At 61.2% G+C, this 14,819-nt stretch carries 14 protein-coding genes; 1 reads left to right on the forward strand and 13 read right to left on the reverse strand.

Annotated elements, in window-relative coordinates:
* Positions 1-2: 2 nt before the first annotated feature.
* The 3 genes from ACIPZE_RS01570 to ACIPZE_RS01580 all read right to left on the reverse strand — a co-directional run bounded on the left by ACIPZE_RS01570 (position 3) and on the right by ACIPZE_RS01580 (position 3,376).
* Positions 3-1,109 carry an enoyl-CoA hydratase/isomerase family protein gene (locus ACIPZE_RS01570; RefSeq protein ID WP_283436431.1) on the reverse strand — a complete coding sequence of 369 codons (1,107 nt, stop codon included), beginning with the start codon at positions 1,107-1,109 and terminating at the stop codon, positions 3-5.
* Between the two features lie 245 nt (positions 1,110-1,354).
* The gene (locus tag ACIPZE_RS01575) at positions 1,355-2,041 is read right to left on the reverse strand and encodes an HPP family protein (RefSeq protein ID WP_283436432.1); all 687 of its coding nucleotides are present in this window, start codon (positions 2,039-2,041) and stop codon (positions 1,355-1,357) included.
* A gap of 156 nt (positions 2,042-2,197) precedes the next feature.
* Positions 2,198-3,376 (reverse strand): MFS transporter, encoded by a 1,179-nt coding sequence (locus tag ACIPZE_RS01580; protein ID WP_283436433.1) that lies wholly within the window; start codon positions 3,374-3,376, stop codon positions 2,198-2,200.
* A 9-nt stretch (positions 3,377-3,385) separates the two neighbouring features.
* Between ACIPZE_RS01580 and ACIPZE_RS01585 the strand changes: the two genes are divergently transcribed.
* The gene (locus ACIPZE_RS01585; protein ID WP_283436434.1) at positions 3,386-3,580 is read left to right on the forward strand and encodes a hypothetical protein; all 195 of its coding nucleotides are present in this window, start codon (positions 3,386-3,388) and stop codon (positions 3,578-3,580) included.
* On the opposite strand, the gene ACIPZE_RS01590 is transcribed toward ACIPZE_RS01585, so the two are convergent.
* The 10 genes from ACIPZE_RS01590 to arnB form a co-directional block, all read right to left on the reverse strand.
* Positions 3,577-4,101, reverse strand: coding sequence for a GNAT family N-acetyltransferase (locus ACIPZE_RS01590; RefSeq protein WP_283436435.1), 525 nt, complete (start codon positions 4,099-4,101; stop codon positions 3,577-3,579). The two genes, ACIPZE_RS01585 and ACIPZE_RS01590, sit on opposite strands and share 4 nt — an antisense overlap.
* Before the next feature lie 119 nt (positions 4,102-4,220).
* On the reverse strand, positions 4,221-5,843 hold the full coding sequence (locus tag ACIPZE_RS01595; RefSeq protein ID WP_400770764.1) for an ArnT family glycosyltransferase: 1,623 nt from the start codon (positions 5,841-5,843) through the stop codon (positions 4,221-4,223).
* Positions 5,816-7,195 carry a UDP-glucose/GDP-mannose dehydrogenase family protein gene (locus tag ACIPZE_RS01600; RefSeq protein WP_129393906.1) on the reverse strand — a complete coding sequence of 460 codons (1,380 nt, stop codon included), beginning with the start codon at positions 7,193-7,195 and terminating at the stop codon, positions 5,816-5,818. Before ACIPZE_RS01600 ends, ACIPZE_RS01595 begins: the two co-directional genes overlap by 28 nt.
* Complete coding sequence (arnF, locus tag ACIPZE_RS01605; protein WP_129393904.1) at positions 7,192-7,596, reverse strand: 4-amino-4-deoxy-L-arabinose-phosphoundecaprenol flippase subunit ArnF; 405 nt, start codon at positions 7,594-7,596, stop codon at positions 7,192-7,194. The genes ACIPZE_RS01600 and arnF overlap by 4 nt, the downstream gene beginning before the upstream one ends.
* A complete protein-coding gene (gene arnE / locus ACIPZE_RS01610; protein ID WP_123594538.1) occupies positions 7,593-7,937 on the reverse strand; it encodes a 4-amino-4-deoxy-L-arabinose-phosphoundecaprenol flippase subunit ArnE in 345 nt (114 codons plus the stop codon). The genes arnF and arnE overlap by 4 nt, the downstream gene beginning before the upstream one ends.
* Positions 7,934-9,586, reverse strand: coding sequence for a lipid IV(A) 4-amino-4-deoxy-L-arabinosyltransferase (arnT, locus tag ACIPZE_RS01615; RefSeq protein ID WP_400770768.1), 1,653 nt, complete (start codon positions 9,584-9,586; stop codon positions 7,934-7,936). The genes arnE and arnT overlap by 4 nt, the downstream gene beginning before the upstream one ends.
* On the reverse strand, positions 9,583-10,467 hold the full coding sequence (gene arnD / locus ACIPZE_RS01620; protein ID WP_400770770.1) for a 4-deoxy-4-formamido-L-arabinose-phosphoundecaprenol deformylase: 885 nt from the start codon (positions 10,465-10,467) through the stop codon (positions 9,583-9,585). The genes arnT and arnD overlap by 4 nt, the downstream gene beginning before the upstream one ends.
* Positions 10,467-12,458, reverse strand: coding sequence for a bifunctional UDP-4-amino-4-deoxy-L-arabinose formyltransferase/UDP-glucuronic acid oxidase ArnA (gene arnA, locus ACIPZE_RS01625; RefSeq protein ID WP_400770773.1), 1,992 nt, complete (start codon positions 12,456-12,458; stop codon positions 10,467-10,469). The genes arnD and arnA overlap by 1 nt, the downstream gene beginning before the upstream one ends.
* Positions 12,455-13,483 carry an undecaprenyl-phosphate 4-deoxy-4-formamido-L-arabinose transferase gene (gene arnC / locus ACIPZE_RS01630; RefSeq protein WP_400770775.1) on the reverse strand — a complete coding sequence of 343 codons (1,029 nt, stop codon included), beginning with the start codon at positions 13,481-13,483 and terminating at the stop codon, positions 12,455-12,457. Before arnC ends, arnA begins: the two co-directional genes overlap by 4 nt.
* A complete protein-coding gene (arnB, locus tag ACIPZE_RS01635; RefSeq protein WP_400770778.1) occupies positions 13,480-14,628 on the reverse strand; it encodes a UDP-4-amino-4-deoxy-L-arabinose aminotransferase in 1,149 nt (382 codons plus the stop codon). The genes arnC and arnB overlap by 4 nt, the downstream gene beginning before the upstream one ends.
* Positions 14,629-14,819: the final 191 nt, after the last annotated feature.

Here is a 14,819-nt window from a genome sequence, read left to right on the forward strand (position 1 = left end):
GCTCAGCTCCCGCTCTCTGCAAAACCGTGGAAGAAACTCGCGACATGCGCAGCGTCCAGCGCGGCGAGGGTCGGCGGGTTCCAGCGAGGTGTCTTGTCTTTGTCGATCAGCAGGGCGCGCACGCCTTCGATCAGGTCACCGCGCGCGAACCACTGGCGATCCAGATGCAGTTCCAGCGCGAAGCAATGTTCCAGGCTCAGGTGCCGGCCGCGACGGAGCATTTCCAGGGTCACGGCCATGGCCAGCGGCGAACGGGTTTCCAGCAAATCAGCGGTGGTGGTTGCCCACTCATGGCTGTCGGCAACGGTCACCGCGCGCAATTGCTCGACCATGCTCGGTACGTCGGGCAGGGCGAAGAAGTGGTCGATGGCCGGGCGCAACGCTTCAAGCGGCGCATCGGGCAGGGTTTGCACGGCGTGTTTGGCCAACAGGTTCTGCAAGGTCTTGAGCGGCGTGTCCTGCCATTCCATCGTGTCGAGTTTTTCATCGAGCAGCGCCAGTTTGCTGCTGTCCAGATACCAGTCGGCCAGCCCGCAATACAGCGCGTCCGCCGCGCGGATCTGCACGCCGCTGACGCCCAGGTAAATCCCCAGTTCGCCGGGGATCCGTGGCAGGAAATAGCTGCCACCGACATCCGGGAAGTAACCGATGGCCACTTCCGGCATCGCCAGACGGCTCTTTTCGGTAACCACGCGCAGATCCGCGCCTTGCACCAAGCCCATACCGCCGCCGAGGACGAAACCGTCCATCAGCGCCAGCACTGGTTTGCGGTAGTGATGAATCGTCAGGTCGAGGGCATATTCCTCAACGAAGAAATCTTCGTGCAGCGTGTCGCCGCTTTTGAAGCTGTCGTACAGGGAACGAATATCGCCACCGGCGCAGAAGGCTTTTTCACCGGCACCGCGCAGCACCACGGCCTGCACATCGGCGTCAGTCGCCCAGGCATCGAGCTGCTGTTGCAGCAGGCGCACCATGTCGAGGGTTATGGCATTGAGACCGGCGGGGCGGTTAAGGGTCAGGTGACCGATGTGATTGCGAACCTCGGCCAGCACTTCGTTTTGCATGGCATCCATGGACGGTGTCCGCGGGGATGAAGCCTGAGCTGTCATCAGTAACTCCCTGCTTTTATTGTCTTTATTCGAGAAGCTCGCGCGCGAGCGTTACCGGATCGTAACAGTGCAAATTTGCCTTGTACAACGGGGATATCTGCAGGGCCTGTCTGCGTTTTTACCTTACCCAAAAATACACGCGGACTCATGTAGGAGCTGCCGCAGGCTGCGATCTTTTGACTTTGATTTTTAGAAATCAAAAGCAAGATCAAGATCGCAGCCTGCGGCAGCTCCTGCATAAGGGGTCAGGTGAAGGTGGCGGTAATGCTGCGGCGTTTGGCGTGCAGTTCGCTGGCGTGGATCAGTTGTTCGAGGTCTTCGGGGGTGATGTCGATGAAGGCTTGCATGTCCGCCAAGGCGAGTTTGAGGTCTTCGGCGGTGATCGCCTGAGTGTCGACGGGCGCCACCAGCGGCGCCGGTTCGGCCGGGCGTTTCGGGTAACGGATGCGCGTCAGGTTGTTGTAGGCGAGGGCACTGAGCAGCATGCACGCGGCGCCGAGCATCACCGGTGCCATGGCTTTCCAGTCGAGGGCGATGGTCGCGGGGTCGGCCAGCACCAGCGTCAGTGCCAACGCGCCAGCGGGTGGGTGCAGGCAACGCAGCCAGCACATCAGGATCAGCGCCATGCCCGCCGCCAGGCAAGCGCTGCCCAAGGTTCGGCCGAGTACGTGGGCCACGAGCAAGGCGACGACACCGGCAGACAAATAACCGCCGAGAATCGACCACGGCTGGGCGAGGGCGCCAGACGACACGGCAAACAGCAACACCGCCGAGGCGCCCAGCGGACCGATCAGGTGATAGGCGACTTCATGCCCGAACACCTGCGCGCAGAACCACACGCTGAACAGCGTGCCCAACGCCATGCCGATGGCGGCGCGGCTCCATTCGGAGGGGCGGGTATTGATGGCGGCGGGCAACCAGCGTGCGAGCATGTGAATCCAGTCCTTGCAACAAATTCGGGGCAAAAAAAAGGACTTGTCCGGCAATCCGGAAAGCCCTCGAAGTGTTCCAACATTGGGGGAGGAACACGCACAGTTTGCCGATCTATCTCGATGCTGACAAATTCATATTAATGCAGCTTCAGTGCATTATTTTTGCATTGAGGCGGCTCTTCGGCAACTGACGAAGCACAAATACCCGCCCAATGCCGCCAATGCGCTCAAGGCATAGAACATGCTCGGTGCCGGTGTGTGCATCAACAGAAAGCCGCACATCACCGGGCTCACCGCGCCACCCAGTGCTGCCAGATTCTGCGCGCCGTAGTAGCTGCCGCGCAGTTCCTCCGGGGCCAGCGTGTCGACAAACAGAAAGTCTGCCGGGTAAATGATCATCTCGCCCAAGGTGAAAATGAACATCGCCACGCACCAGCCAACCAGGCTGTCGGCGACGCTGAAACCGATCAGCCCGCCGATGAACAGCGCGGTGCCGCCGGCAATCCAGTGGCGCAGATGTTCGCGCGTGAGGAAACGGCCGATCTGGTATTGCAACAGGATCACCGTGATCGCATTGCAGGCGAGCAGGGCGGCCATGGTGTCGAGCGTCTGTTGCTGGGTGTGGGTCACCAGCAGGTATTGCGACAGGTACAGGGTGAAGCGTCCGTGCACCAGCGTGCTGAGCAGGCAACCGAGGGTAAACAGGATCATCGTGCGGTCATTCTTGAGGATGACCAGGGTCTTCAGAAAGCTTTGCGGCTGACCAGGCGGCGCAATCGGCTTGGCGTCTTTGCCGGCCCCGAGCAGGAGAAAAATGCTGCCAATGGCAATCGCCCCGGCGACGATAAACGGCGCTGACGGCTGGATACCGGCAATCACCACGCCGATCATCGGGCCGACGGCATAGCCGATATTGGTCAGCGTGTAGTTCAGCGAAAACGCCTTGACCCGTTGGCCGACCGGCAGGTTTTCACTGAGGATCGCCTTGGAGCAGATCATGAACAGCGCCGAGGCGGTTTCGCTGATGATCAGCACCAGCGTCACCAGGTACAGGTTTTGCGCGAAGGTCAGCAGGATCAGGCCGATACCGCTGGAGAGCATGGTCAGGATCAGCAACTGGCGCTTGTCCAGCCGATCGATGATGTAGCCGCCGTACAGCGACAACAGCGTGGCGCTGAAGACCGCGATGCCCAGCAGCAGGCCGACGTCTTGCGGGTTTAGGTCGAGTTTGTTGCTGAGGAACAGGGTCAGCAGCGGGCCGATCAGGGCGCGGCTGACGACGACGGTCAGCGAGCTGATCATCAACCGGCGGATGAAGCGTGAGTAGGTGGCCACGAAGGGTCAATGTCCTTATTTGAAAATGCCTGGCGGGCGTACGCCATCCTCACCGCGCAGCCATTCCCGGTCAAACACAATCCGGTTGGCGCTGCTGCAGGCTGCGATCTTTTGATTTCGGAACGCGGAGCGTCCCCCGGCAGCATTCCCACGCCGAGCGTGGGAACGATCAGTCAAAAGATCACAGCCTGCGGCAGCGCCTAAAGGGGATTGGTGGGCAGGTGCATGGCGCAGCGGCGTTCTGCGGGAAAGTGGTGGGCGATTTCAGACTGTAGTGCGTCCTGTAGATGGCCAAAGGTGTGTGCGGGCGGCAACTCGATAAAACCCATGCGTTGATAGAACGGCGCATTCCACGGCAGGTCGCGAAACGTGGTCAATGTCACTGCCTGCAATTGTTGCTGGCGGGCCTTCTCAATGGCTGCCGTCACCAGTGCACGACCGATGCCCTGGCCCTGAAAGCCCTGACTGACGGACAGTTCTTCAATATGCAATTGTCCATCGATTTGCACCGCGCGAAGAAACCCGGCCAGTTGCCCCTCGGTGTTTTCAGCCACCCACACGTGTTTGTGCTGGATCGCCAATAAGTGCTGCGCGACATCCGGCACCTCGGCGTCAGCCAGCCAGGCCAGTGAGGGATCACGACGAAACAGTTCGGCAGCCGAACGTTCGATGGCGGGGAGGGCAACCGCGTCAGCGGGCCGTGCAAGACGAATGAGCATATTCATGTCGGAGCTGCCGCAGGCTGCGATCTTTTGATTTCGGGACCCGAAGCGTCCCCCGGCTGCATTCCCACGCCGAGCGTGGGAACGATTAAGGATCAAAAGATCGCAGTCTTCGGCAGCGTCTACAAGGGTTTCAGGTGCAGGAGGACGTAATCGTTTTTGTCGAAACGGCCGCTGAGCACCGGTTGCAGCTGTTCCAGCGGCGTGCCCTTGAGCGATTGCAAATCGCCGCGATCCATCATCAGCCACGCCGGCGCCTTGAGCGCTTCCAGTTGTTGCACCGATTCAGTGAACTGCGGTTGCAGGTCCTGCTCAAGATTGACCATGAACTTGATCGCCTTGGCGTCTTTGCCCATGCCGTGCAGTACCAGCGGCGCCGGTGCCTGCTCTACCTGCGCGAACACTGCGCGACTGAACGCCTGCGTGTCATACAGCCGCCGTTCCACCGGTTCGAACACGGCCGCATACACCGTCCACACTGCCAACACGGCACACAGCGCGAGCACTTCTGCACGCCAGCGCGGGATCAACAGACGCGAGAGTGCCGCCAGTTGCAACACACCCAGCGCGATCGCAACCAAGGTGATCTCACTCAATTGCTCGGGAAACCTGCGCCGCGCAATCAGCAGCGTGACCAGCAACAATCCCGGCGTCAGCAGCCACAGACCCAGGAGCAAACCGCGCAACCAGCGGAACACCCGCCCATGCATCACCTGAAACGGATACGCCGCGATGATCGCCGCCATGGGCAACATCGGCAGCAGATAGCGCGCCTTTTTCGCCTGCGGAATCGACAAGCCGAGCATCACGATCAAGCCGGCCGCCGCGCAATACTGCACCAGGCGCAATGCCGGGCCGCGCTGCTGTGGTTTGCTCAGCCAGGTCGCCGCCAACGCGAGCAATGCCAGCGGGTACGCCAGCGCATAGTTGCCCAGCGAGCTGGTGAAGTAATACAGCGAACCGCTGACGCCTTCGCTGCCGTCCATGCGTCCCATGAACTGCATGCGGATCACGTCCTGCACGAATGCCGGCCCGCCGCTGACCTGCGCCAGCCACAACAACAGGCCAATACAGGCGGCCAGCAACACCGAGGCGAGCACACCAAACACCAGCAACCGTGACCACTCTCGGTTGAGCAGGTAGTAACTGCACAGCATGCCGGTCGGCACCACCAGGCCGATCGGCCCGCGAACACCGAAACCCAGCAACAGCAAAGCGAAAATCAACGGCCAGCGCCGCCCGCCGGCAAAATGCTCATGGGCATAACCCAGATAAAACACCGCAAGTGCCACTGCGGCGAGCATCAAGTCCTGCGACACCGCGCGCACTTCAGTGACAAAAGTGCTGGTGAGCAACAACAGCGCAATGCTGATCAGCGCCCAGCGCCGCGAATAGGGTGCCAACAGCCGATACATCAACGTCACGATTGCCGCGCCGGCAATTGCGCTCGGCGCCCACGCGACAAAGGCGTTGACCGTGCCGAAGGGCGACGACAGCAGCCAGATGAATACCGTCGACAGCGCTGAATAGTCAGCGTACGGCTGGCCATACGTTGTCGGAAACCAGGTCGGTCCATGACGCAGCATTTCTTGCGCGAACAACACAAAGCGCGAATCGAAACCGATCGGAGCCTGCCCGTAGACCCCGGCCATGAACAATAAAAACGCCAGCAGCCCGAGGATCAGCGACTGCCGGCGAATGTCAGGCGACAAGGTGATCAAGCGACGTCGGACGCATGCGGCCATTGTTGCAGCGGAATCGGCAGCTTGCGCGATTCGCCACGGCCCATCGGGAAGTAATGGAAGCCGTTACGCGCCAGGCGCTCGGCGTCGTAGAGGTTACGACCGTCGAAGATTACCGGGGTATTCAGGCGTTGCTTGATCAGCTCGAAATCCGGTGCCTTGAACTGCTGCCATTCGGTGCAGATGATCAATGCGTCGGCGCCGGGCAGTACCGATTCCGGGGTGCCCATCAGCATCAGTTTCGATTCGTCCGGGTAGAGGTTTTGCGTTTCCTGCATGGCCTCCGGGTCGAACGCGCGCACGCTAGCGCCGGCGGCCCACAACTCTTCCAGCAGGACGCGGCTTGGCGCGTCGCGCATGTCATCGGTGTTTGGCTTGAACGCCAGGCCCCAGAGGGCGAAGGTCTTGCCGCGCAGATCGCCTTTGTAGAACGCGTTGATACGCTCGAACAGCTTGTGTTTCTGCCGCTGATTGATCGCCTCGACCGCTTGCAGCAAGTCGCTGGAGCAATGCGCTTCTTCGGCACTGTGAATCAGTGCACGCATGTCTTTCGGGAAGCACGAGCCGCCGTAACCACAGCCCGGATAGATGAAGTGATAACCGATGCGCGTGTCGGCACCGATGCCCTGACGCACCGATTCGATATCGGCGCCGAGGTGTTCGGCCAGCTCGGCGATCTGGTTGATGAAGCTGATCTTGGTCGCCAGCATGCAGTTGGCGGCGTACTTGGTCAGCTCGGCGCTGCGCAGGTCCATGAACATGATGCGGTCGTGGTTGCGGTTGAACGGCGAATACAGATCACGCATCACGTCGCGCACCTCGTCACCTTCGCAGCCAATGACGATGCGGTCCGGACGCCGGCAGTCGGCAACCGCCGAACCTTCCTTGAGAAATTCCGGGTTGGAGACGATGTCGAACTGCAGCAAGCGACCGACCTTGATCAGGGCTTTTTCGATGTGCGTGCGCAAGGTATCGCCGGTGCCGACCGGCACGGTGGATTTCTCCACCAGAATCAGCGGCTGCTCACGATGGCGAGCGATGGCATCACCGACCGACAGCACGTAGCGCAAATCTGCCGAGCCGTCTTCACGCGATGGCGTCCCCACTGCAATAAAGGCCACGCGACCGTGCTGCACGGCGAGTTTTTCATCGGTGGTAAACAACAGACGTTTCGAATCGAGGCCTTCGCGCACCAGGCTGGCCAGCCCCGGTTCGAAGATGCTGACGTGACCCTGGCGCAACAGGTCGACCTTCTTCTGGTCGACGTCCATGCACACGACGTCATGACCGACCTCGGCCAATACGGCCGCTTGCACCAGACCGACGTAACCGCTGCCAAATACTGTGATTTTCATGGAGCACTCCTGAATTCGGGCGCACGAGCCGGACGAGTGTTAATGGTGATGACCCCGAGCATGACCAGCGCCACGCCCAGTGATTTAGTGAAACTGAAGGATTCGTTGAACAGCGGCAGACTGGCCGCCAACAGGTACACCAGCGCGTAGCTGATGCTCAGCAGTGAATAGGCGCGGCCCAACGGCAGGTCGCGCAGGGCGGCGAGCCAGCAGAGCATTGACAGGGCGTAGGCGAAAATCGCCGCAACCACCACGGCCAAGGCGCGCAGATCGAGGCTGTCGATGGCCAGCCATTGTTCCGGCGCGGGCAGGCGCGTCATGCTCCAGCGCATGCCCAGTTGCGCAGCACTGACCAACAACACGCTGCCCAAAGCGAAGGTGATGCCACGACGCTGATTCATGATTGTTGCCCCAACAACACCACGCCGCCGATCACCAACGCCACGCCGAGCCAATGCTGGCGATCGATGGGTTCGCGGAAGACGAAGCGGGCGATCAGCGTGATCAGGACGAAATTGAGGCTGAGCATCGGGTAGGCGATGCCGACTTCGAGGCGCTGCAACACCAGCAGCCAGACCAGCAGACCGGAGCCGAGAGCGAGCAGCGCCAGCCATAACCATGGCGAACGCAGTTTGTCGGCCCAGCCCGACTCGACGCCGCGCCAACTTTCCACGGCGTATTTTTGTGCAACCTGGCCGAGACAGGTCAGCAGGCACGCGGCCAACAGCAGCAACAGGCTCATGACGCCTCCTTGGGCAGAATCATGATCACCAGGTTGCCCTGCTCATAACGGATGCCGTCCTTTGGCAGTCGGTCGATTTCGTCCAGTTCGTCCTGCCCCTTGACGCGCATCACCACGCCGACCGAACCGCTGCGGCGCGCCTCGCGCATCCACTGTTGCACTTGATCGGGATCGACCCGTTGCTGAATGCCGTCAGGATAGGCAAGGCCATATTTCAATTCGCCTATCGTGTTGTACAACGCCACTTGCGGGCGTTTGACCCGCCAGGCCAGGGCGGCGGCAGCGCCGAGATCGTTGCTCAACAGGTGTTCGGTCTGCGCCAGTTCGGTGATGTGATGCTTGATGAACTGATCAGGCATCTTGTTGGCGACCACCGATTTCGGCAGCGCCGCCGGTAGCACGGCAATCAGCAGCAGACTGCCGAACGCCGGGGCGGCCCAGCATTGCAGGGGCAGTAAGGCTTGCAGCAGGTTGGCGATGATCCAGCCGATCAGGGCAATGAACACCAGCACCATGCTGTGCAGCTCATGGTCATACACCGGTTTGGTCAATTGCAGGTACACCAACGCGATCAGCGTGACGATGCCCAGCGCCAGGTTGAGCAGACCGTTGACGCTCAGTGCCCGGCCTTGTTCCAGGTGCAGGCGGTCGGCCAGCGCGTTACCCAGCAGCAACGCCATCGGCAGCAGGCACGGGAGGATGTAAGTCGGCAGCTTGCCGTTGCTCAGGCTGAAAAACGCCAGTGGCATCAGCAGCCACAGCAACAGGAACAGCACTTTCGGTTGAGCACGGCTTTGCCAGGCCTGCTTGAAAGCGGTCGGCAGCAAACCGACCCACGGCAGACTGAACGCCACCAGCAGCGGCAGGTAAAACCACCACGGCGCGTCGTGTTGGGCATCGTCACCGGCGAAGCGGCGAATGTGCTCGTGCCAGAAGAAGAACCGCCAGTAGTCCGCTTCCTGCGCATGCACCGACAGCACCCACGGCAGGCTGACAATGATCGCCACGGCAATCGCCACCGGGCCGTATGTCAGCAGTTCACGCCAGCGCTTTTGCCAGAGCATCCACGGCAGGGCGATCAGCACCGGCAGCAGCCAGGCGAGAAAACCCTTGGTCATGAAACCCATGCCGCACGCCAGCCCGAGCAGCGCCCACGCGGCCATGCGCTTGCCGCTGGCGTGACTGTCGACGGCAAACCACAGCGCCACCAGACTCAGGTTGACCCAAAAGGTGAATTGCGGATCCAGGTTGGCGTAACCAGCCTGACCGGCAACAATCGTGAAGCTCATGTAGAGCAGGGCGCAGGCAAAGCTTTTGCGCGGCTGATTCCACAAACGCCGGGCCACCAGGTAGCACAGCAACACGCTCAACCCGGTGCTCAGTGCCGAGGCAAAGCGCACGCCGAACAGGTTCTGCCCGAACAATTCCTGACCCAGCGCAATCATCCAGTAGCCGGCAATCGGCTTCTCGAAATAGCGCAGGCTCATGAAATGCGGCGACACCCAGTTACCGCTCAGCAGCATGTCCTGGCTGATCTGCGCGTAGCGAGTTTCATCGGGAATCCACAAACCATGACTGCCCAACGGCAGCAGATAAGCCAGCAGGCAGATTCCCAATAACAAGAGCGGCAATGCCCAGCGTTTAGTCATGCGCCTTGCACTCCCAGCCAGCCTTCACGGCCGTCGAGGGCGCCGCGTTGTACGCGACCCACGGGCAAGGTGTTGAAGAATTCAGGCAACAAGTCGCCCAGCGGTGCGAAGTCGATGTTGCGCAGGCGCGCATCGGCCAGCAATTGACGAAAATCCTCAGCCATCAGAATCCCTTCTACCTCGGCATGAATGGTGTAGACGTTGAGCTGTTGCGGGCGAAAGTGATCAAGGATGAAACCGTTGAAATCCCGCGCTGCGACGATCGGGCCGACCACTTCATCGAAGGTCGGCAGGTCCACCGGGATCTGCGGCGTCCCCGGTGTGCCATCGGCGAGCAATGGACGAAACAGGCGCTGCCCCCGGCAATCGCTGTTGTAGCGAAAGCCGAAAGCCTGCTTGGCTTCGATCACGCGCTCGTCCGCGCGCCAGCCGGCGGCGGCTGAACAGGTGATCTTCTCGCCGAGAATGTCGCTCAAGGTGTCGACGCCCTGGCGGATCTGCTCGATCAGCTGTTCGTTGCTCCAGCGCCCGGCATTGGCTTGCCAGCCGTGGTGATCCCAGGCGTGCAAACCGACTTCATGACCGGCATCGCGGGCCTGACGCATCAGGTGCCCTAGGTCACGGCCAATCGGTTTGCCCGGCCAGGCAGTCCCGGCCAGCAGAATGTCCCAGCCATACAGGCCGGCCGCGTTGGAACGAAGCATCTTCCAGAAGAACTGCGGGCGGATCAGGCGCCACAGATGCCGGCCCATGTTGTCGGGGCCGACACTGAAGAAAAACGTCGCCTTGATCTGCGCCTCGTCGAGCATCTCCAGCAAACGCGGCACACCTTCACGGGTGCCGCGAAAGGTGTCGACATCGATACGAAGTCCTGCTTGCATCAGCGCTTGTCCGCGATTTCGAGCATGGCCTCGCGCAAGAAGAAATCCAGCGTGTTGCCGATGGTCTCGCGCATTTCCACGGTTGGCGTCCAGTCGAGCAGGCGCTTGGCGTTGGCGATGCTTGGCTTGCGGTGCTCGACGTCCTGATAACCGGCGCCGTAGAACGCCTTGCTTTCGACGTCGCGGAAACCGGCGAACGGCGGGAAGTTGCTGCGCAGCGGATGCGCTTCGAACTGGCGCAGCAGCTCTTCGCCCAACTGACGGATGCTGGCTTCGTTGTCCGGGTTGCCGATGTTGATGATCTGGCCGTTGCAGACGTCGTTGTCGTTATCGATGATCCGCGCCAGTGCCTCGACGCCGTCAGCGATATCGGTGAAGCAGCGTTTCTGCTCGCCGCCGTCGAACAGACGGATCGGCGTGCCCTCGACCAGGTTGAGGATCAACTGGGTGATGGCGCGGGAGCTGCCGATACGTGCCGAGTCCAGGCGATCGAGACGCGGGCCCATCCAGTTGAAAGGACGGAACAGGGTGAAATTCAGGCCTTTGGCGCCGTACGCCCAGATCACCCGGTCGAGCAGTTGCTTGGAGACGGAGTAGATCCAGCGCTGCTTGTTGATCGGGCCAACCACCAGGTTGGACGAGTCTTCGTCGAAATGCTTGTCCTGGCACATGCCGTAGACTTCCGAGGTCGACGGGAAGATCACGCGCTTGTTGTACTTGACGCAGTAGCGCACCAGTTTGAGGTTTTCTTCGAAGTCGAGTTCGAACACGCGCAGCGGGTTACGGGTGTATTCGATCGGCGTGGCGATGGCCACCAGCGGCAGGACCACGTCGCACTTCTTGATGTGGTACTCGATCCACTCGGAGTGAATGCTGATGTCGCCTTCCACGTAATGGAAGTGCGGATGGCTGCGCAGACGGTCGATGGCGTCGGAACCGATGTCCAGGCCATAGACTTCGTAGCGGTCATCACGCAGCAGACGCTCGGACAAGTGATTGCCGATAAAGCCGTTGACGCCCAGGATCAACACACGGGTACGACGTGGCGCACGACCGGACTCGGCGCCGCGCAGCAGCGAGCCGTCGACCAGACCCAGCTCGTTGGCCAGTTGCGGGCCGCTGAGGAACAGGCCGTTGTCGTTGCGCTGGCCGGAGAGCACCACCAGCGAATCTTCACCGCAGGCAATGCGCAGCGGATCGACGCTGATCACGCGGCCCGGTGCCTGACCGTCGTTGCCTTTGACGACTGCAGCGCTCCAGACGATCAGTTTGTGTTCGCCCACGGCGCAGAAAGCACCCGGATAGGGTTGGGTTACGGCACGCACCAGATTGAACAGTTGCTCGGCCGGTTGCGCCCAGACCAGTTTGCCGTCGGCGGCAGTGCGACGACCGAATACCGTGGCTTTCGATTCGTCCTGCGCGGTTTCGCTGATCTTGCCTTGGAGCATTGCTGGCAGGGTATCGCGCAGCAGGTCGGAGGCGGCGATGCGCAGTTTGCCGTGCAGGCTCAGCGCGGTGTCGCTGCGCTCGATGGCCACGCGTTGCTGGGCGACGATGGCGCCGGCGTCGGCACGCTTGACCATGCGGTGCAGGGTCACGCCGGTTTCGGTCTCGCCGTTGACCAGCACCCAGTTGGCCGGGGCGCGACCACGGTAGCTCGGCAGCAGCGAACCGTGCAGGTTGAACGCGCCTTTTTTGGCAGTGGCCAGCAGCGCTTCGCTCAGCAGGTTGCGGTAGTAGAACGAGAAGATGAACTCCGGGTCGAGCTTGGCAATGCGCTCGATCCACAGTGGGTGATTGACGTCTTCCGGGGCGTGCACCGGGATGCCTTTTTGCGCGCACAGTTGCGCAACCGAGGCATAGAACGCGGTTTCTTTCGGGTCATCGGCGTGAGTGAACACGGCAGCGATGTCGTAGCCGCTGTCGAGCAGGGCTTGAATGCCGGCGCAGCCAATGTCGTGGTAAGCGAAGACAACAGTTTTTGCACTCATGAGAGAACCTGACCGGAAGTAGAAGTGGAATTGGAAGAAAGACCGTCAACGGTGACCGCAGGCGCCGGGTGGGCGGCGTGGCTGCGCAAGACTTTTTCAATGAAGAAACGCGGTCGGGCACGCACGTCGCTGTACATGCGCCCGAGGTATTCGCCGAGCAGGCCCATGCCGATGAACTGGCCACCGGTGAACACGAACAACACGGCGAACAGCACAAACAAGCCATCGCCCGCCCAGCCGGCGCCGAGCGTCAGGCGCAGGACAATCAGCACGGCGGCAAACAACAAGCCGAGCCCGGCCATGGCAAAGCCGACGATGCTCAGCAAGCGCAACGGCGTGGTGGTCATGCAGGTGATCAAGTCGAACATCAGGTTGATCAAACGCATCGGGCTGTATTTCGAATCGCCGTGTTCACGCTCGGCGTGGGCGACGACGATTTCCGTGGTGTGGCGGGCGAAGCTGTTGGCCAGAATCGGGATGAAGGTGCTGCGTTCGCGGCAGGCGAGCATCGCGTCGATGATCGTCCGGCGGTAAGCACGGAGCATGCAGCCGTAGTCGCTCATGGCGACACCGGTGGAGCGTTGCACGGCGAGGTTGATCAGCTTCGACGGGTAGCGGCGCAGCGCCGAATCCTGGCGGTTGCCGCGCACGGTGCCGACCACGTCGTAACCCTTTTCGGCTTCGGCGACCAGGCGCGGGATTTCTTCCGGCGGGTTCTGCAGGTCGGCGTCGAGGGTGATGACCACGTCGCCCTTGCACTGTTCGAAACCGGCCATGATTGCCGCGTGCTGGCCGTAGTTGCGGTTGAGAATGACCGCGACAAACGGGCTGTCGACGCGGGTCGCGGCTTCTTCGAGAAGGTTGGCGGATTCGTCGCGGCTACCGTCGTCGACGAGGACGATTTCATAGTCGTGACGCAGCATCCGGCACGCCGCTTCGGTGCGGCGCAACAGTTCCGGCAGGCTGTCCTGTTCGTTGTAGACCGGGATGACGATCGACACACAGCGGATCGGATAGGGTTTCACAGGCGTTTGTCCATAAGAGTGGCGATGGCGCCGACCACGCGATCAAGGTCTTGATCGCGCATGTCGGGGAACAACGGAATCGAGCACAGCCGCGCCGAGTTCCATTCGGTGTTGGGCAGGTACAGGTCGGGATCACGCAGGCGATACCAGGTGTGCAGGTGGGTGGCGATGAAATGGATACCGGTGCCGATGCCCTGGTCCTGCAAGCCTTTCATGAAGGCTTCACGGTCCATGCCGCAGCGCTCGCTGTCGATGCGCAGGATGAACAGGTGCCAGGCGTGTTGCTGGGCGTAGGCGGGCAGGGCCAGCGGTTGCACCGGCAGGCCTTCGAGTTTTTGCCGGTAGGCGGTGGCCAGCTCGGTGCGGCGCGCGTTGATTGCATCCAGGCGCTCGAGCTGCACCAGCGCGATGGCAGCGTTGATGTCGGCCAGGTTGTATTTGAAACCCGGTTCCATCACCTGCGCCTGCGGCTTGCGGCCACCGGTCAGGCGGTCGTAGGCATCCACACCGAGGCCGTGGAATTTGAGCATGCGCACACGGCTGGCCAGGGCTTCGTCGTCGGTGACGAACATCGCGCCTTCGGCACAGGTCATGTTCTTGATCGCATGGAACGAGAAAATCGCCGTGCCTTGCGAGCCAACGTGGCGGCCCTTGTAGCGTGTGCCGGCGGCATGGGCGGCGTCTTCGATCACTGCGATGCCGTGCTTGTCGGCCAGCGCGTACAGCGGATCGAGATCGAATGCGGCACCGGCGTAATGCACCGGGATGATCGCTTTGGTGCGTGGAGTGATTGCCGCTTCGATACGCGCAGCGTCGGTCATCAGGGTGTCGCGGTCGACGTCGACGAACACCGGTTTGGCGCCGAGCAGCGAGATCATGTTGGCGGTCGAGACCCAGGTTTGCGACGGGGTGATGACTTCGTCACCCGGGCCGATGCCCAGCGCGAGCAGCGCGATGTGCATGCCGCCGGTTGCCGAGGAAAGTGCTACCGCATGCCGGCAACCAACGTAGTCTGCGAATTGTTCTTCGAGTGCCTGATTTTTAGGCCCGGTGGTAATCCAGCCGGAACGCAATACTTGCTCTACGGCTGCAATTTCTTCTTCGCCGATACTCGGGCGAGAAAAAGGGAGAAACGCCTGACTCATGGACACCTCATCACAAACAATCAAAAGAAAACCAACTCTTTAAATAGGATCCAATTTCAGCGTAGACGCAAAAATCACCTTTGCATCAATAAGTTGCTGAAACGGCTTCCGTCGGGGGCTGGTTGACTTTTGTGGCTTCGCGCGGCAGTTTGGACAAGGCCGGCACGGGATCTGTTGGAATTAAGGTTATG

The organism is Pseudomonas sp. NPDC089741, from assembly GCF_044748825.1.
Classification (GTDB): domain Bacteria; phylum Pseudomonadota; class Gammaproteobacteria; order Pseudomonadales; family Pseudomonadaceae; genus Aquipseudomonas; species Aquipseudomonas helmanticensis.